The organism is Photobacterium galatheae (genome assembly GCF_000695255.1).
Taxonomy (GTDB): Bacteria; Pseudomonadota; Gammaproteobacteria; order Enterobacterales; family Vibrionaceae; genus Photobacterium; species Photobacterium galatheae.
The window spans coordinates 51,072-67,278 of the sequence record NZ_JMIB01000030.1 but is presented as its reverse complement, the minus strand read 5'-3'; the positions used below and the strand labels follow the sequence as shown (position 1 = coordinate 67,278).

The following is a 16,207-nucleotide window of genomic DNA, read 5'->3' as shown; positions in this document are numbered from 1 at the left end:
ATCCTTACTGGCTATCGAGTTCTTCAACAGTTTGGAAGTCGTTGGTGTAAACACAGATATCACCAGCAATTTTCAGCGACTTCTCAGCAATGGTGCGAGCATCCAGCTCGGTATTTTCCAGCAGCGCACGGGCTGCTGACAGGGCAAAGTTACCACCAGAACCGATGGCAATCAGGTCGTTTTCCGGCTGAACCACATCCCCGTTGCCTGTAATGATCAGGGACGCCGTTTCATCAGCAACAGCCAGCAGCGCTTCCAGTCGGCGCAGGCTGCGGTCGGTCCGCCAGTCTTTGGCCAGTTCGACTGCGGCTTTCATCAGGTGACCCTGATGCATTTCCAGTTTGCGTTCGAAACGCTCAAATAAGGTGAAGGCGTCCGCCGTACCACCGGCAAAGCCTGCCAGAACCTGATTGTTATACAGGCGGCGAACTTTGCGGGCATTGCCCTTCATGACGGTGTTGCCCAGGGAGACCTGACCATCACCTGCGATGACGACTTTTCCGTTGCGACGTACAGAGACTATAGTTGTCACGGTATTACCTCTTAGCATCAATCCGGCCTGTAGGCCGGTATGGGTATAGCCGCAGATCTGGGGGTGGGGGTGCCAGATTTCAAGGCAGTCGCAAAATCTGCGTGTGTGTACAGACATAAAAAAGGATGCCGATGGCATCCTTCATGATCATTGATACGGCTTTTGACAGTGTAGTCAGCCTGTTTCCGGCTGCCAAATGGTCAGGATTCCCAGTACCAGATGGCACAAGGTTCAATCCCCGCCCGACGCAGCATATTGCGGTCACTTTCGGCTTTTCTTTTTTGCGGGTAAGGACCCAGAACCACACGATACCAGCTGCCTTTGTCGCCTTGCGACACTTTGACCTGGCTGCTCAGCCCCTGAAAAGCAATCATCGCTTTGCGTTCCTCGGCCTGTGCCGGTGTCCGGTACGCCCCGCACTGCATCAGATAGGGCCGGTTGGGAGTATCGGGCACTTTTTTCGCTTCAACCTGGACTTCTTTGTTTTCCAGCTCTTCAATATAGCGCCACTTCTCGGCCGGCTTCGGCGGCAGTTTTTCCTGCGGTTTTGTCGTTGTAACTGGCTTTGGCTCCACCTTAGGCGCTGGCTCGGTTTTGGGTTTGACTGCCGGTTTCGGGCTTTCTTTCGGCGGTGTTTTCACCGGTTGCTCGGAAACTGGCGTTGTCGGTTTAGGAGCGCTGGATAGAAAATACAGGCCGTATCCCATGCCTACAACCAGACAAAGCGCAATCAGGGCCCATTTTACCGGGAACTGTCCTTGCGGCTGGCTGCTGCGGGAACGGGGTTTTCTTGCCGGTTTCTTCGTCGCCCGGCCTCGCTTGACGTAATCTTTGGTTGCCACAATGTTTTGATTATTGCTGAACGATTGGACGGATATGGTACAAAGAAGTGTTCGGACTGGCTAGTGTCGGGAAGCATCAGCCGGTGTCAGCGTGTATGCTTCCCGATGATTCTGTGACCTTTTGCTCAATATTTCACCGCGTTGCCGCGTTAAAACTTGTTGGCCGGTGGCGCAGCACTTTCGCGGATCACCAGCTTGGCATCCAGCAGCCGCGAGCCTGCGGAGATGTCTTTGCCCTGCAGGATCTCCAGCAGCATGAGCATGGATTGACGGCCAATCTCGTAGCGCGGCTGAGACACTGTGGTCAGTGGTGGATCGCAGTATTCAGCAAACTGAATGTCGTCGAAGCCGACAATCGACAAATCCTGCGGCACCTTGATACCCAGGCGTTTGGCCTGTTGCATGGCACCGATAGCCATGACATCGTTGTGGCACAGCAGGGCGGTAGGCGGCTCGGGCAGCGACAGCAGGGTGGTGACAGCGCGGGCACCGCCGGCAAATGTGAAATCGCTTTTGACCGTATAAGCCGGGTTCAGTTCGATCCCGGCACGACGCAGGGCCTGTTGGTACCCCTGAGCACGGAACTGGCAGAGCATAGCGCTGTCTGGCCCGGTGACCTGTGCAATGTGCTTGTGTCCCATCTGGGTCAGGTAGTTCACGGCTTCGAATGCAGCGGTCAGGTTGTCGATGTGGACGGTTGGCAGTTCCAGTTCAGGTGCAAATTCGCAGGCCATTACCATCGGTGGCAGGTTTTTCTGTTCCGGTTTACTGATATCAAACGGTAAATCCGTTCCCAGCAGTAGCATGCCGTCAGCCTGTTTGGTGAAAACCAGATTCACGAAAGAATTTTCCCGGCTTTTTTGCTGGCCGCTATCGCCCAGCAGGACCAGATAGCCGTGCTCCATCGCCGCTTCTTCAATACCACGGATGATTTCTGTGAAATAGGGATCGCAGATATCCGGCACAATCGCAACAATGGTTTTCGATTCATTGCGTCGCAGGTTACGCGCCAGGGAGTTGGGGGAATAGCCAGCATCCATGACAGCCTGTTCGACTTTTTTACGAGTCGAGGCCGACACTTTTTCCGGGTTCATCAGCGCGCGCGAGACCGTCGCGGTTGAGACACCGGCTAGCTGGGCAACGTCCTTCATTGTCGCCATAAGTTGTTCCTCTCTAAGATATTTCTCTCAATAATGCTGGAGGATCGTGCCAAATCGGAACAGAAACCTAGTCCAGCAAGCCTGTTATTGTAGGCGCTTTAGGCAGGTTTAAACATGTGCGCAATAGCATAAATTACATTGGGCTTGTGATCCAATTCGCATTATTTATTTTATCTTCATCCCAAATCTTGAGGCTCAACATCCAGCGACCAGCGAACTTTTCGGGCCAGGGGTAACAGTTGAATGGCCGGGCGGGCAACCGTCAGCAGTTGTAGTAATGTCTTGCGATCCGGCGCCTGGAGCAACAGCTGCCAGCGGTAGCGACCGGCACGGCGTGAGAGCGGGGCCGGGTTTGGCCCCATCACCATTGTCTGGCTGTTGAACAGTGGACTTGCTTCGAGGATGCCGCGAACCTGTAACAGGAACTGTTCGGTCACATCGCTTTGCTGGGCTTCGGCACGGAATAAGGCCAAAAAAGTATAGGGCGGTAACATTGCCTGCCGGCGTTCCGTCAGTGCTTGGCCGGCAAAATGATCATATCCCTGATAAAGCAGGGCCTGAAGCAGGCTGTGCTCCGGATGATGGGTTTGCAACAGGACTTCACCCGGTTTGCTGGCACGTCCGGCGCGTCCGGCAACCTGAATGAACAATTGTGCCAGTCGCTCGGGTGCCCGGAAGTCGTTGCTGAACAGGGCACTGTCGACATCGACCAGTGCGACCAGGGTGACATCCGGGAAATGGTGGCCCTTGGCCAGCATCTGAGTGCCGATCAGAATCTGGTATTCTTTGTTGCGGATGGCTTCCAGATAAGTATCCAGACTGCCCTTGCGCCGGGTGCTGTCACGGTCGATGCGCACGGTTTTAAATTCAGGGAACAATTCGGCCAGTTGATGTTCCAGCTGTTCGGTGCCGACCCCAACGGTCTGCAGCTGGGTTGAACCACATTGCTGACATTGGGGCATGACTGGTCGCTGGGTCTGGCAGTGGTGGCAGCGCAGTTCACCGGATTGCTGGTGATAAGTGTAATAGGCATCGCAGCGTTTACATTCAGCAAGCCAGCCACACTCGTGACACATCAGTGCCGGGGCGAAACCGCGACGGTTCAGAAACAGCATGACCTGATTGCCAGCTGTCAGGTGTTGACGCATCCGGGCGATCAGCGGTGCAGAGAGACCGGCGTCCAGATACAGCCCTTTGACGTCCAGTACGCCGTGGCGGGCGGCCTGGGCATTGCCAGCGCGGCGGGTCAGGTGCAGGTGATGATATTTGCCGGTGCGTGCATTGTGCAGGGTTTCCAGCGCTGGAGTTGCCGAGCCAAGGACAATCGGAATGTTTTCCTTATTCGCCCTGAGCACAGCCATATCCCGGGCGTGGTAGCGCAGGCTGTCCTGCTGTTTATAGGAAGCATCATGTTCTTCATCAACAATAATGATGCCCAGATTGGCAAACGGTGTGAACAGGGCAGAGCGGGTTCCGATGATAATCCCGGCCTGATTGTCGCGCCCGGCCAGCCAGGCACTCAGGCGCTCGGTATCATTGAGACTAGAATGAATGGTATACAGCGGCACATTGAAACGGCGCTGGAAGCGATTGATGGTCTGTGGGGTCAGGCCGATTTCCGGCACCAGGACCAGCGCCTGTTTTCCAGCGGCCAGCACAGGTTCTAACAGGTTGAGGTAAACTTCTGTTTTGCCTGAACCGGTTACCCCCTGTAATAAATAGCAACCATAGCTGGGATTGGCGTTGACACTGGCAATCGCCAGAGCCTGTTCTTCGTTCAGCCTGGGCTTGTCTTCCGTGATGGCAAATTCATCCTGCCAGCACTGGCTCTGAGGCACGGCGTGGTAACTGTCGACCCAGCCTTTTTCTGTCAGAGTTTTCAGGGTTGTACTGCTGACCTCTTCTTCCAATAACGCTTCGTGGCTGAGTTCGCCGTTGCGCAGCAGGGTCAGAATCCGGGCCTGTTTGGGCGCTCGTTTCAGGGCCGATAATGGCTGCTCTTTGCCTTTTTCGGTTAATTTCCAGAAACGAATTTCGGCATTGGCCGGTCTACCTTTACGCAGGGCAGACGGCAGGGCATTGGCCAGGGTATCGCCGAGCGGATACTGGTAGTAACGGCTGGTCCATTCCAGTAACTGGAATAGCGGCGGTTGCCAGAGGGGTTCGCTGTCCAGCACAGCTTTGATGGGCTTGAGCTGGTTCAGCGGAAAATCCGAGGTGTCTGTCAGTGCAATGACAATGCCGGTGAGCTGTTGACGGCCAAAAGGAACCTGGACCCGGCCACCGATCACAGGTTGTGTGCCAGATGGGATTAGATAGTCAAACGTTTTGTCCAGCGGGACGGGCAGGGCAACTCTGGCAATGGTGGCTGTCATGGTTATTGGCTGGGATCACTTATACTTACAGATACGTGCCAGTGTACTCTGTGCAACGGACGAGGCAAAGTGACAGTACACTGTGATTGCAGGTTGATCTGTTTTGACTGATTGATTATCATACGCCGCCTATTTGTCCAGTGCCGTCGGCCTGGCAGTATTTATTAACCACGTGTGGTGCCCGGCTTTGGATCGGGAGAGCGACACGGCCTTAGCTATGAGGTTTCCCCATGAAACAAGGTATCCACCCAGAATACACTGCTGTAAACGCGCGTTGTTCTTGCGGCAACACTTTTGTTTTTAACTCAACTATGGGTAAAGACATCAACCTGGATGTGTGTGACAAATGTCACCCATTCTACACTGGTAAGCAGCGTCAAGTGAGCACCGGTGGCCGTATCGACAAATTCAACAAGCGTTTCGGCGCTCTGTCTAGCAAGTAATTGCACGAAGACACTGTCGAGAAAAGGGACGCTAAGGCGTCCCTTTTTGCATATATGCACCCCGTTAATTATAAAATTGTTAATCATCAGGCATTCCTGCCACACCCTGCATTTTTCCTGGCCTCAGCCACGATTCCCTTGGTATTACCAGCTTGCGCGAACTAGGATTTTGTGCTGCTATCGAATATGATTCATTGTTCAATACCGAACCGAACATCCATCCATTCAGGATTCTAATAACTATGTCTGAAGATTTTCGTCAACAAGCACTTCATTACCATGCTTACCCTGTCCCCGGGAAAATTTCGGTTGAACTGAGCAAGCCTGCCAACACAGTAGAAGATCTCGCCCTGGCGTACAGCCCGGGTGTGGCCGAGCCTGTGCGGGAGATCGCCCAGAACGCAGAAAATGTTTATAAGTACACAGGTAAAGGCAACATGGTTGCCGTGATCACCAATGGTACGGCGATTCTGGGTCTGGGTAACCTTGGCCCGCTGGCGTCTAAGCCAGTGATGGAAGGTAAGGCGCTGCTGTTCAAGCGTTTTGCAGGACTGGATTCGATTGATATCGAAGTCAAACACCGCACGATCGATGAGTTTGTCGATACGGTCGCGAATATTGCCGATACCTTTGGTGGGATCAACCTGGAAGATATCAAAGCACCCGACTGTTTTGAAATTGAAAAGCGCCTGATTGAGCGCTGCCAGGTGCCTGTTTTCCACGATGACCAGCACGGAACTGCGATTGTCACCGCAGCTGGGATGCTCAATGCACTGGAACTGCAGGGCAAAGACATCAATGAAGCGGTGATCGTTTGTCTGGGTGCGGGCGCGGCGGCAGTTGCCTGTATGGAATTGCTGATCAAGTGCGGTGCCCAGCGTGAGAAGATCTACATGCTGGATCGGAAGGGCGTAATCCATACCCGTCGTGATGACATCAATGAATACAAGCAGCTGTTTGCCAACAACACCGATAAGCGTACTCTGGAAGACGTGATTGAGGGTGCCGACATTTTCGTGGGCGTGTCTGGCCCGGATCTGTTGTCTGCCGATGCGCTGAAGCTGATGGCTGAGAAGCCGATTGTGTTTGCCTGTTCTAACCCGGATCCGGAAATTAAGCCAGAGCTGGCTCATGCTGTGCGTGATGACCTCATCATGGGAACAGGCCGTTCGGATTATCCGAATCAGGTGAACAATGTGATTTGTTTCCCGTTCATTTTCCGTGGTGCGTTGGATGTGCGCGCCAGTGAGATCAATGACGAGATGAAACTGGCTGCGGTTCATGCGATTCGTGAACTGGCGAAAGAAAAGGTTCCGGCGGAAGTGGCCAAGGCGGCCGGTGTTGAGAAATTGGAGTTCGGTCCTGACTATATTATTCCTAAGCCAATGGATCCGCGTTTGCTGCCTCGCGTTGCGAAAGCGGTCGCTGTTGCTGCGGTTGAGTCAGGGGTTGCCCGCATTGAGATGCCTGTGGGCTACATGGAAGTGTAAAGACACATTATTTTGCAGATTGCATAGAAAACCAGCCGTCCGGCTGGTTTTTTTTTTGACTTTCGAAAACGGTCTTTCTTTATGTCTTACTCGTTAATGTCTTCGTATTCGATGCCCAGGCTGTCCATGATGGCTTTTGCTTCAGCAGGCAGATCGTCGGGGCGGTCTTTTCGGATGTCGTCGTCGGTTGGCAATGGCTGACCGGTATAGGCGTGCAGAAATGCTTCACACAGCAGTTCGCTGTTGGTGGCGTGCCGCAGGTTATTGACCTGACGACGGGTGCGTTCGTCCGTGAGGATTTTCAGTACCTTTAATGGAATCGAGACAGTGATTTTTTTGACCTGCTCATTTTTCTTGCCATGTTCCGCATAAGGGCTGATGTACTCACCGTTCCACTTTGCCATTGTTTACCTTCTCAGCGATATAGGGTTTTGAAATATAGTATGGGGGAATTTTAGCGGGATTTACTGCCACAAGCAAAGACATGTGGACGTCTAGAAGTGTTGACGTCTTTTTTAATTCTAGCTAAGGTTGTGAGGATTTGATGACTGTCGGCTCCGGCCATGCCTAGGAACAAGGAAGCTAGAAGATGAGTGACAAGAAAACAGCAACGATTGCAGTGCGCAGCGGGATTGAAACGGATCAGCCTTTCCGTGCAGTGGTTCCACCCATTTACTTGACCTCAACCTACGGCTTTCCGGAGCTTGGGACTTTGCCGCAGTATGATTATTCCCGTTCGGGAAATCCGACTCGTAATCTGCTGGCGGATACGCTGGCAGAGCTGGAGGGCGGGGCCGGTGCTGTGGTGACCAGTTGTGGTACGGCGGCCATCAACCTGCTGGCGACCGCGCAGCTGGGACCGGAAGATTTGGTTGTGGCACCGCACGATTGCTATGGCGGGACTTACCGGCTATTCAATACCCGGGCTGGTAAAGGTGACTTCCAGGTGCTGTTTGTCGATCAGGGCGATGCGCAGGCGTTGGCAGATGCACTGGCGAAAAAGCCGAAGCTGGTCTGGGTTGAAACGCCATCTAACCCGTTGTTGCGTGTGGTTGATGTGGCTCTGCTCTGTGAACAGGCGCATGCGGTAGGTGCGCTGGTCGCGGTTGATAACACTTTTCTGTCGCCGGCATTGCAACAGCCGATTGCGCTGGGAGCGGATTTCGTCGTGCATTCGACGACCAAGTATATTAATGGTCACTCCGATGTTGTGGGCGGGGTACTGATTGCCAAAGACAGTGAACATGCGGAAAAGCTTTCCTGGTGGGCGAACTGTATTGGCGCCACGGGTGCACCGTTTGATGCGTATCTGACTTTGCGTGGCGTTCGGACGCTGGTCCCGCGGATGCGCATGCATGAGGAAAATTCGGCCCGTTTGCTGGCGTATCTGCAAACCCAGCCGTTGGTGGGCAAGATTTATCATCCAAGCCTGGCGGATCATCCGGGGCATGACATTGCAGCCAGACAACAGGCCGGCTTTGGTTCCATGCTGAGTTTTGAACTGGCTGGGAGCATGAAGCAACTGGAAATTTTTGTGGCAGCGCTGGAATGCTTTTCGTTGGCTGAGTCGCTGGGCGGCACAGAAAGCCTGATTGCTCACCCGGCCAGCATGACGCACCGGGCGATGTCTGATGAAGCGCAGTTGGAAGCGGGTCTGTTGCCTTCGTTGCTGCGCTTGTCGGTGGGGCTGGAAGATGCGGATGATCTGATTGCTGATCTGGCTCAGGCTTTTGCCAAAGCCGCGGAGATCAGTGCATGACCCAGGGAAGACAGTTACATAAATTCGGTGGCAGCAGTCTGGCAGATGCCGGTTGCTTCCGGAATGTTGCTGACATTTTGCAGCAGTATTCCGATACAGAAGATTTGATTGTGGTTTCGGCGGCCGGAAAAACCACCAACCGCCTGATTCAATGGTTGTCGCAGCTGAATCAGGATGGTCGTCTGGCGCACGAGAGCTTACAGGACTTACGTAACTTTCAGCAGCATTTGGTTGAAACATTGCTGCATGGAAGTGAGGCAGATGAGCTGCTGACAGCCCTTCACCTTGAATTCAGTGTGTTGGGCCAGCTTTCCGGCAGTGACATTACTCCGGCCAGACAGGCCTGGGTGCTGGGTCACGGAGAACTGTGGTCATCGCGTCTGCTGGCGGCCTTGCTGTCTCAGAATGGGATGGCGTCACGAGCGCTGGACTCACGTCTGTTCCTGCGGGCTGAACGGGCAGCCCAGCCGGAGGTCGACCGTGGCCGCTCGCTGCCACTGTTGCAGACAGAGCTGGTACAGCACAGCGGACACCGTCTGGTGATTACCGGTTTTATGGCTGCGAATTACGCTGGGGAAACCGTGCTGCTGGGACGAAATGGTTCTGACTATTCAGCGACGGTTATCGGAGCGCTCGCCGGCGTCAGCCGAGTGACGATCTGGAGTGATGTTGCCGGTGTATACAGTGCCGATCCGCGTGTGGTCAATGACGCGTGTCTGTTGCCGCTACTTCGTCTTGATGAGGCTGATGAACTGGCCCGGCTGGCAGCCCCGGTTCTGCACAGCCGCACGTTGCAGCCTGTGGCGCAGAGTGCGATTGACCTGACGTTGCGTTGCAGCCAGCAGCCGGAGTCCGGCTCCACCCGGGTCGAGCGGGTGCTGGCTTCCGGTCGTGGCGCTAAAATTATTACCTCGCTGGATGAGGTTTGTCTGATTGAATTGTCGGTGAGCGGTGCTCAATCACTGAGTCTGTTAACACAGACGCTGGCGCGACTATTGCCTCAGGAGCAGGCGCTGCCGTTGGCACAGCATACTGAAGTGGACACCGGTCGGATCCAGCTGGCTTATACGGCTGAGGTCGCCAATGGGGTTTTGCTGCTGTTGCAGGATAGCGGGATCAATGCAGAGATCCGTCTGCGGGATGCCTTTACCATGGTTGCCGCGGTGGGAGCTGGTGTGGTGAATAATCCGGTCCATTGCCACGGTTTTCAGCAGCAGTTGAAAGGACAGCCGGTTGAATTTGTCACGGAGGCAGAATCTGGCCTCAGCCTGATTGCTGTGCTGCGTCAGGCCGATACGCAGGCGCTGGTCCAGCAAATCCATCAGAGCCTGTTTCAGGCCCAGAAACGCATTGGTCTGATCCTTTGCGGGAAAGGCAATATCGGCAGCCGATGGCTGGCGCTGTTCGGTGAAGAGAAAGCGGCGCTGGAAAAGCGTCATGGCATGAGCTTCACCCTGATCGGGGTCGCAGACAGCCGTCGCTACTGGATTGATCTGCAAGGGATTCCGACTGAGCGGGCGTTGACTCAGTTTGACAACGAAGCGATAGATGGCAGCGACTGGTTGCCAGCCCTGAGTCAGCATGACTACGATGAGCTGGTGGTGCTGGATGTGACGGCCAGCAAGGCGTTGTCTGAGCGTTATCCTGATTTTGCCAGCAGTGGCCTCCACCTGATCTCGGCCAATAAAGTCGCCGGCTCTGCACCGGGCGATGTGTATTGTGCTGTGGTCGATGCCTTTGAGAAAAGCAGCCGTCACTGGCTGTACAACGCAACGGTTGGGGCAGGGCTACCCGTCAATCATACGGTGAAGGACCTGCGTGATAGTGGCGATAGCATTATTGCCGTGTCAGGAATTTTCTCTGGCACGCTCTCCTGGCTGTTCCAGCAGTTTGACGGCAGCCTGCCGTTCAGTCAGTTACTGGAGCAAGCCTGGCAGCAGGGGCTGACCGAACCGGATCCGCGGCATGATCTGGATGGCAGCGATGTGATGCGTAAGTTGGTCATTCTGGCGCGTGAGTCTGGTCTGGCGCTGGAACCTGAGCAGGTGAGAGTTGAGTCTCTGGTGCCGGAAGAGCTGGCTGAGTTGAGTTTGGATGCTTTCTTTGAACAAGGGGCGGAACTGGATGAGCGGTTGCAGGCTCGTCTGACGAAAGCTCAGCGGGAAGGGAAGGTGCTGCGCTATGTGGCCCGGCTGGACAAAAATGGTCAGGCTGTTGTGGGGCTGGATGCACTGGAACCGGAGCATGCCCTGGCCAACCTGCTGCCTTGTGACAATATCTTTGCTATTGAAAGCCGCTGGTATCGCGAAAATCCTCTGGTGATCCGCGGTCCGGGTGCAGGGCGTGATGTGACGGCTGGTGCTTTGCTGTCTGATCTGAATCGTCTGGCGAACTTATTGTAAGATTTTCGGGTTATGAGATAGATCAAAAGGGCAGTTTTTCACTGCCCTTTGTTGTTTTTGCTATCTTCAGAATACTGTGGTGATGCGGTCTGAGCGGGTACAGCAGACAGAAAGCGTTGAACTTGAATAAAGTCGCATTTGATGTTGAGAAAAATTCATGTTCACGCAGTTGACATTAAATTGGTTACAAGACATTCTGTGGACATATAGACGTCTAAATGGTTACTCGGCGTCAGAGTTCAAAGGGAAGGCCACAGGCCATCATCAGGAAGGTTTCTATTATGGGTTACGCTTACGCCAATCATTTGGATGCTTTAAATCAGAACATTGCCGATTTGAACGGTGCTATCAATGTGTCGTTTGAATTCTTTCCGCCAAGTACCCCTGCCATGGAAGAAACCCTGTGGTCGTCGATTCATCGCCTGAAAACACTGAAACCCAAGTTTGTGTCGGTGACTTATGGTGCCAACTCCGGCGAACGAGACCGTACTCATTCGATTATCAAAGATATTAAGGATCAGACCGGACTGATTGCTGCACCGCACCTGACCTGTATTGATGCCTCCCGTGACGAATTGCGAACCATTGCCCGAGATTACTGGAAGAACGGGATTCGTAACATTGTGGCTTTGCGTGGTGATTTGCCACCGAACGGCGGCAAGCCAGATATGTATGCGGTTGATCTGGTCAAACTGTTACGTGAAGAGGCCGATTTCGATATTTCCGTGGCGGCTTACCCGGAGGTACATCCGGAAGCGAAAAGTGCGCAGGCTGATCTGATTAACCTGAAACGCAAAGTGGATGCCGGGGCGAGCCGTGCGATTACTCAGTTCTTTTTTGATGTAGAAAGCTACCTGCGCTTTCGTGACCGTTGTGTGGCTGCTGGCATTGATGTTGAGATTGTGCCGGGCATCCTGCCTGTCGTGAACATGAAGCAGGCGAAACGCTTTGCCCAGGCGAATAACGTGAAAATTCCGAACTGGCTTGAGAAGCAGTATCAGGGTCTGGATGATGATCTGCTTAGCCGCCAGATGGTTGGTGCCAGCAATGCGATTGACATGGTTCGTGTGTTAAGCCGTGAAGGTGTAAAAGATTTCCACTTCTATACTTTGAATCGTGCAGAACTGACCTATGCGATCTGCCATACACTGGGCGTTCGTGCAGACGCAGAAGCGACCGTCTGAGTTTGCCTCAGGGAATCGAGCGACAAAAAAAGAAAAAGCCGCGTAAGCGGCTTTTTTGATAGGTGTTCTGTGGCGTACCTGTTTATAGTGGTACGTCACAGACTCCCGAGCCGGGAGTCGTGGTCTTTATTCAGCGCTGAGTGCAACGCTGCTGTCAGAACTGTCCATATCTTTCAGCTCTGCCAGAACTTCTTCTGCCCAGTCAATCCAGGCTTGACGGTTGTGGATGCCACGACGCAGGGTCAGGCGATCCAGACGAGACTGGCGATCCATGTCTTTGTAGTTGGCGAAATGAACTTTCTCCAGCTCATGGTAATGGTTCATCAGTGTGTGAGATTCTTCGATCAGTGCTTCCAGCTGTTGTTGCATTGGCTGCGAGTTGTGCACACCGCAGACAAGCAATTTGGCTGAAAACTCATCACGGATGGTCGGATTACGTGCGGGTTCCTGGAACCACTCAAACAGCGCTTGCCGGCCCAGATCGGTAATGGAATATACCTTACGATCCGGTTTACCCTCCTGAGGTTCAAGTTTACAGGTGACCTGATTGTTGGTGGCCATTTTGTTCAACTCACGGTACACCTGCTGATGACTGGCTTTCCAGAAGTAGCCGATGCTGTGAGAGAACTCTTTCGTAATGTCGTAGCCGGTCGCATCGCGCGAACTCAGCACGGTCAAAATGACGTGTGGTAGTGACATCTCTTCTATCCGTTAAAATACTACAAAAAAATAAATCGACCGAGTGTTACGTTACCCATCCGCTCTGAGGCGTTTTTATATAATCGTATTGTTGCAGTGCCCGGTCGAGATCACATAGGATATCATCAATTGAATCACTGCAACTAGCAGAAGCATAAATATTCTGTGGTGAACAGTGAGCAATTAGTTATCTTGTGACGTTTGTCCAATTCTATGGACGACATGCAGTGTGTGAAGTTTCCTTCATGTTGGTTCACTGCACTTATATAGACCATAGCTGAAATTATAAATTTCGTATTGTCTTAATTATGAACAAAAAAACAGGCCACCGTCAGGGTGGCCTGTTTGGGTTCAGAATCGCGGGATTAGCCGGTGTTACGCATGCCGGCAGCAATCCCGGCAATCGTGACCATCAGGGCTTCTTCCAGCATTGGCGAGACTGTTTCCTGCTGACGAGTCCGGTGTAGCAGCTCGGCCTGAAGCATGTTGAGCGGCTCAACATAGACATTGCGCAGGCGAATGGATTCCGCGCCCCAAGGGTCTTGTTCCATCAGGTGATCGCTGTTCTCAACATTGAGGACCACCTTGATATCGCGTTGTAACTGGTCGCGAAGTTCTTGTCCAAGTGGCCACAGGTTTTCGTCGGTCAGGCGCTGATCGTAATATTCTGCAATCTGAATATTGGTCTTGCTGTAAACCATTTCCAGCATACCCAGTCGGGTTGAGAAGAATGGCCATTCACGACACATTTCTTCCAGAAGTGCCGTTTTACCCTGATCAATGGCATGCTGAATCGCCTTACCCGCACCCAGCCAGGCGGGTAGCAGCAGACGGTTCTGACTCCAGGCAAAAATCCATGGAATGGCACGTAAACTTTCTACACCCCCTTTCGGGTTCCGCTTCGATGGGCGTGAGCCCAGCGGCAGCTTGCCCAGCTCCATTTCCGGCGTGGCGGCGCGGAAGTAAGGCACAAAAGATTCATGGCCACGGACCACAGCGCGGTAGGCGTCGCATGAGATATCAGACAGATTGTCCATCACGTCTCGCCATGCCTGCTTTGGTGCCGGAGGCGGCAGCAGGTTGGCTTCCAGAATGGCGCTGGCATACAGGTTCAGACTGTTGACGGCCACATCCGGTAGTCCCAGCTTGAAGCGAATCATTTCACCTTGTTCCGTAACACGCAGGCCGCCTTTCAGGCTGCGTGGTGGCTGAGACAGCAGGGCAGCATGTGCGGGAGCGCCACCGCGGCCAATACTACCGCCACGGCCGTGGAACAAAGTCAGTTCAACACCGGCGTCATCACAGACATTCACCAGGGCTTCCATGGCACGGTATTGCGCCCAGCCTGCAGCGGTCACACCCGCATCTTTGGCGGAGTCAGAATAGCCAATCATGACCATCTGGTGGTTCTGAATGAAGCCACGATACCAGTCGATATTCATCAGTTGGGTGATGACAGATTCGGCGTTGTTCAGATCGTCCAGCGTTTCGAACAGCGGACAAACATCCAGACGGAACGGGCATCCGGCTTCTTTCAACAGCAGATGAACTGCCAGAACATCGGATGCGGTCCGGGCCATCGAAATCACATAGGCACCCAGCGCCTCTCGGGATTGCTCAGCAATGACGCGACAGGTGTCCAGAACTTCCTGAACTGGCTCTGAGGGTTGCCAGTCACGAGGCAGTAACGGGCGCTTTGAAGCCAGTTCGCGGACCAGGAAAGCAACTTTGTCCTGTTCACTCCATTGATCGTAATCTCCCAGCCCCAGATAACGGGTCAGTTCAGAAATCGCGTTGGAGTGGCGGGTACTTTCCTGACGGATATCCAGTCGAACCAGATGGACGCCAAAGCACTGAACACGACGCAGTGTGTCCAGCAGCAGGCCATCTGCAATGATGCCCATGCCACATTCGTGCAGCGAACGGTAACAGGCGTGTAGTGGGGCCCAAAGTTGTTCGACATCTTCCAGAATCGCAACCTTCGGCACATCATTGCCTTTGATTTTTGCATCCAGAACGTCGCGGGTCTGTGTCAGTAGGGTGCGTAGTCCTTTGACGATTTCACGATAGGGTTCGTGCGCACCGTTTGCCAGTTCACGGACTTCGTCGTTACACGCGACCATCGACAGCTCACTGACCAGTTCCTGAATATCGTTCAGATACAGATCTGCCGCTTTCCAGCGTGAGAGCAGCAAGACCTCATGGGTAATCTCGGCAGTGACAAAGGGGTTGCCGTCGCGGTCTCCGCCCATCCAGGAAGAAAATTTCACTGGAGCGGCGTCCAGAGGGAGGCTTTCTCCCAGATGCTGATGCAGTTTTTCGTCAAACTGGCGCAGGAACTCCGGTACGGCTTCCCACAGCGAGTTTTCAACGACGGCAAAGCCCCATTTGGCTTCATCAAGCGGACTGGGGCGCTGCTTACGAATGACATCGGAGTGCCAGGCCTGAGCAATTAATTGTTCAAGGCGACGCTCTGCTCTCTGGCGCTCGCGCTGCGATAGCTCGTTTAATTCAAGCTGAGACAGACACTTATTGATTTGCACCAACTTGTGAATCATGGTGCGACGGGCGATTTCCGTTGGGTGTGCCGTGAGCACCAGTTCGATATTCAGTTCACGGACGGCCTGCAGAGAGTCCAGCTCAGCGATGTTTTCGTCTTTGAGCTTGGCAAACAGGGAGTCCATTTCATCTGGATTGCAGACCAGATCTTCGCAATGACGGGAGATCGTGTGGTATTGCTCGGCGATGTTGGTCAGGTTCAGGAACTGACTGAACGCATGGGTAACAGGCAATAGCTGATCATCTGGCAGATTCTGCAGCTCGGTGATCAGTTTTTCCCGATCGTCACTGTTGCCGGCACAGGCCGATTTAGACAGTTTTCGAATGGTTTCAACTTTATCCAGCAGTTCACTGCCATGGACATCCTTGATGGTGTTACCCAGCAAGTGGCCAAGCATACTGACATTGCTTTTTAACGCACTGTACTTTTCGTTCATATCGCATCCATATCGTAATTTTGTTACATCCAATCGCCAAGGCGTTGCCAACAATCTAGCCTTCATTGGGGCGAAAGGTCAATAAGTAGGCCCTTTTTAGACAAAAATCCTATCAAATGCGTGCATGAATCTCGCAGCCTGTCTCTGTTCTGTAATTTACTTTCTTTATGTTTACAGCCAGAGCATGACGCCTCACCGTGCAGCTGTCACGAAGCCTACTTTTTTCCGTCGTGTGGCTTGACATAAAAAACTGAAACAGGTAAATATAAAAATTCATAATTAATGAATAAAAATCTGATTATTTGATTTTTGTGTGAATAACAAA

At 53.2% G+C, this 16,207-nt stretch carries 12 protein-coding genes; 5 read left to right on the top strand and 7 right to left on the bottom strand.

Going from position 1 to position 16,207, the window contains the following annotated elements; translation table 11 throughout:
• Positions 1-4 precede the first annotated feature (4 nt).
• The 4 genes from hslV to priA all read right to left on the bottom strand — a co-directional run bounded on the left by hslV (position 5) and on the right by priA (position 4,909).
• The gene (hslV, locus tag EA58_RS15310) at positions 5-532 is read right to left on the bottom strand and encodes an ATP-dependent protease subunit HslV (protein ID WP_036754664.1); all 528 of its coding nucleotides are present in this window, start codon (positions 530-532) and stop codon (positions 5-7) included.
• Positions 533-732: 200 nt separating this feature from the next.
• Positions 733-1,374, bottom strand: a complete 642-nt coding sequence (locus tag EA58_RS15305) for an SPOR domain-containing protein (protein ID WP_036754661.1) — start codon at positions 1,372-1,374, stop codon at positions 733-735.
• A gap of 149 nt (positions 1,375-1,523) precedes the next feature.
• Complete coding sequence (cytR, locus tag EA58_RS15300) at positions 1,524-2,534, bottom strand: DNA-binding transcriptional regulator CytR (protein WP_036754659.1); 1,011 nt, start codon at positions 2,532-2,534, stop codon at positions 1,524-1,526.
• 176 nt (positions 2,535-2,710) lie between these two features.
• The gene (priA, locus tag EA58_RS15295) at positions 2,711-4,909 is read right to left on the bottom strand and encodes a primosomal protein N' (protein WP_036754656.1); all 2,199 of its coding nucleotides are present in this window, start codon (positions 4,907-4,909) and stop codon (positions 2,711-2,713) included.
• Positions 4,910-5,139: 230 nt separating this feature from the next.
• Here priA and rpmE point away from each other — a divergent pair, with 230 nt between their 5' ends.
• Positions 5,140-5,352: a 50S ribosomal protein L31 gene (gene rpmE, locus EA58_RS21410; protein ID WP_047877817.1), complete on the top strand. Its 213-nt coding sequence runs from the start codon at positions 5,140-5,142 to the stop codon at positions 5,350-5,352.
• Positions 5,353-5,594: 242 nt separating this feature from the next.
• Entirely contained in the window at positions 5,595-6,842 is a 1,248-nt protein-coding gene (locus EA58_RS15285) for a malic enzyme-like NAD(P)-binding protein (RefSeq protein ID WP_036754649.1), read from the top strand.
• 86 nt (positions 6,843-6,928) lie between these two features.
• Here the strand turns inward: EA58_RS15285 and metJ are convergent, their stop codons facing one another.
• The gene (metJ, locus tag EA58_RS15280; protein ID WP_036754646.1) at positions 6,929-7,246 is read right to left on the bottom strand and encodes a met regulon transcriptional regulator MetJ; all 318 of its coding nucleotides are present in this window, start codon (positions 7,244-7,246) and stop codon (positions 6,929-6,931) included.
• 185 nt (positions 7,247-7,431) lie between these two features.
• On the opposite strand from metJ, the gene EA58_RS15275 reads away from it, so the two are divergent.
• The 3 genes from EA58_RS15275 to metF all read left to right on the top strand — a co-directional run bounded on the left by EA58_RS15275 (position 7,432) and on the right by metF (position 12,187).
• Entirely contained in the window at positions 7,432-8,601 is a 1,170-nt protein-coding gene (locus EA58_RS15275; protein WP_036754643.1) for an O-succinylhomoserine (thiol)-lyase, read from the top strand.
• Positions 8,598-11,003 carry a bifunctional aspartate kinase/homoserine dehydrogenase II gene (locus EA58_RS15270; RefSeq protein WP_036754640.1) on the top strand — a complete coding sequence of 802 codons (2,406 nt, stop codon included), beginning with the start codon at positions 8,598-8,600 and terminating at the stop codon, positions 11,001-11,003. The genes EA58_RS15275 and EA58_RS15270 overlap by 4 nt, the downstream gene beginning before the upstream one ends.
• A gap of 281 nt (positions 11,004-11,284) precedes the next feature.
• Positions 11,285-12,187: a methylenetetrahydrofolate reductase gene (gene metF / locus EA58_RS15265; RefSeq protein WP_036754638.1), complete on the top strand. Its 903-nt coding sequence runs from the start codon at positions 11,285-11,287 to the stop codon at positions 12,185-12,187.
• Between the two features lie 126 nt (positions 12,188-12,313).
• On the opposite strand, the gene EA58_RS15260 is transcribed toward metF, so the two are convergent.
• Entirely contained in the window at positions 12,314-12,886 is a 573-nt protein-coding gene (locus EA58_RS15260; RefSeq protein ID WP_036754635.1) for a PadR family transcriptional regulator, read from the bottom strand.
• Between the two features lie 365 nt (positions 12,887-13,251).
• Entirely contained in the window at positions 13,252-15,882 is a 2,631-nt protein-coding gene (gene ppc / locus EA58_RS15255; protein WP_036754632.1) for a phosphoenolpyruvate carboxylase, read from the bottom strand.
• Between the last annotated feature and the right edge of the window lie 325 nt (positions 15,883-16,207).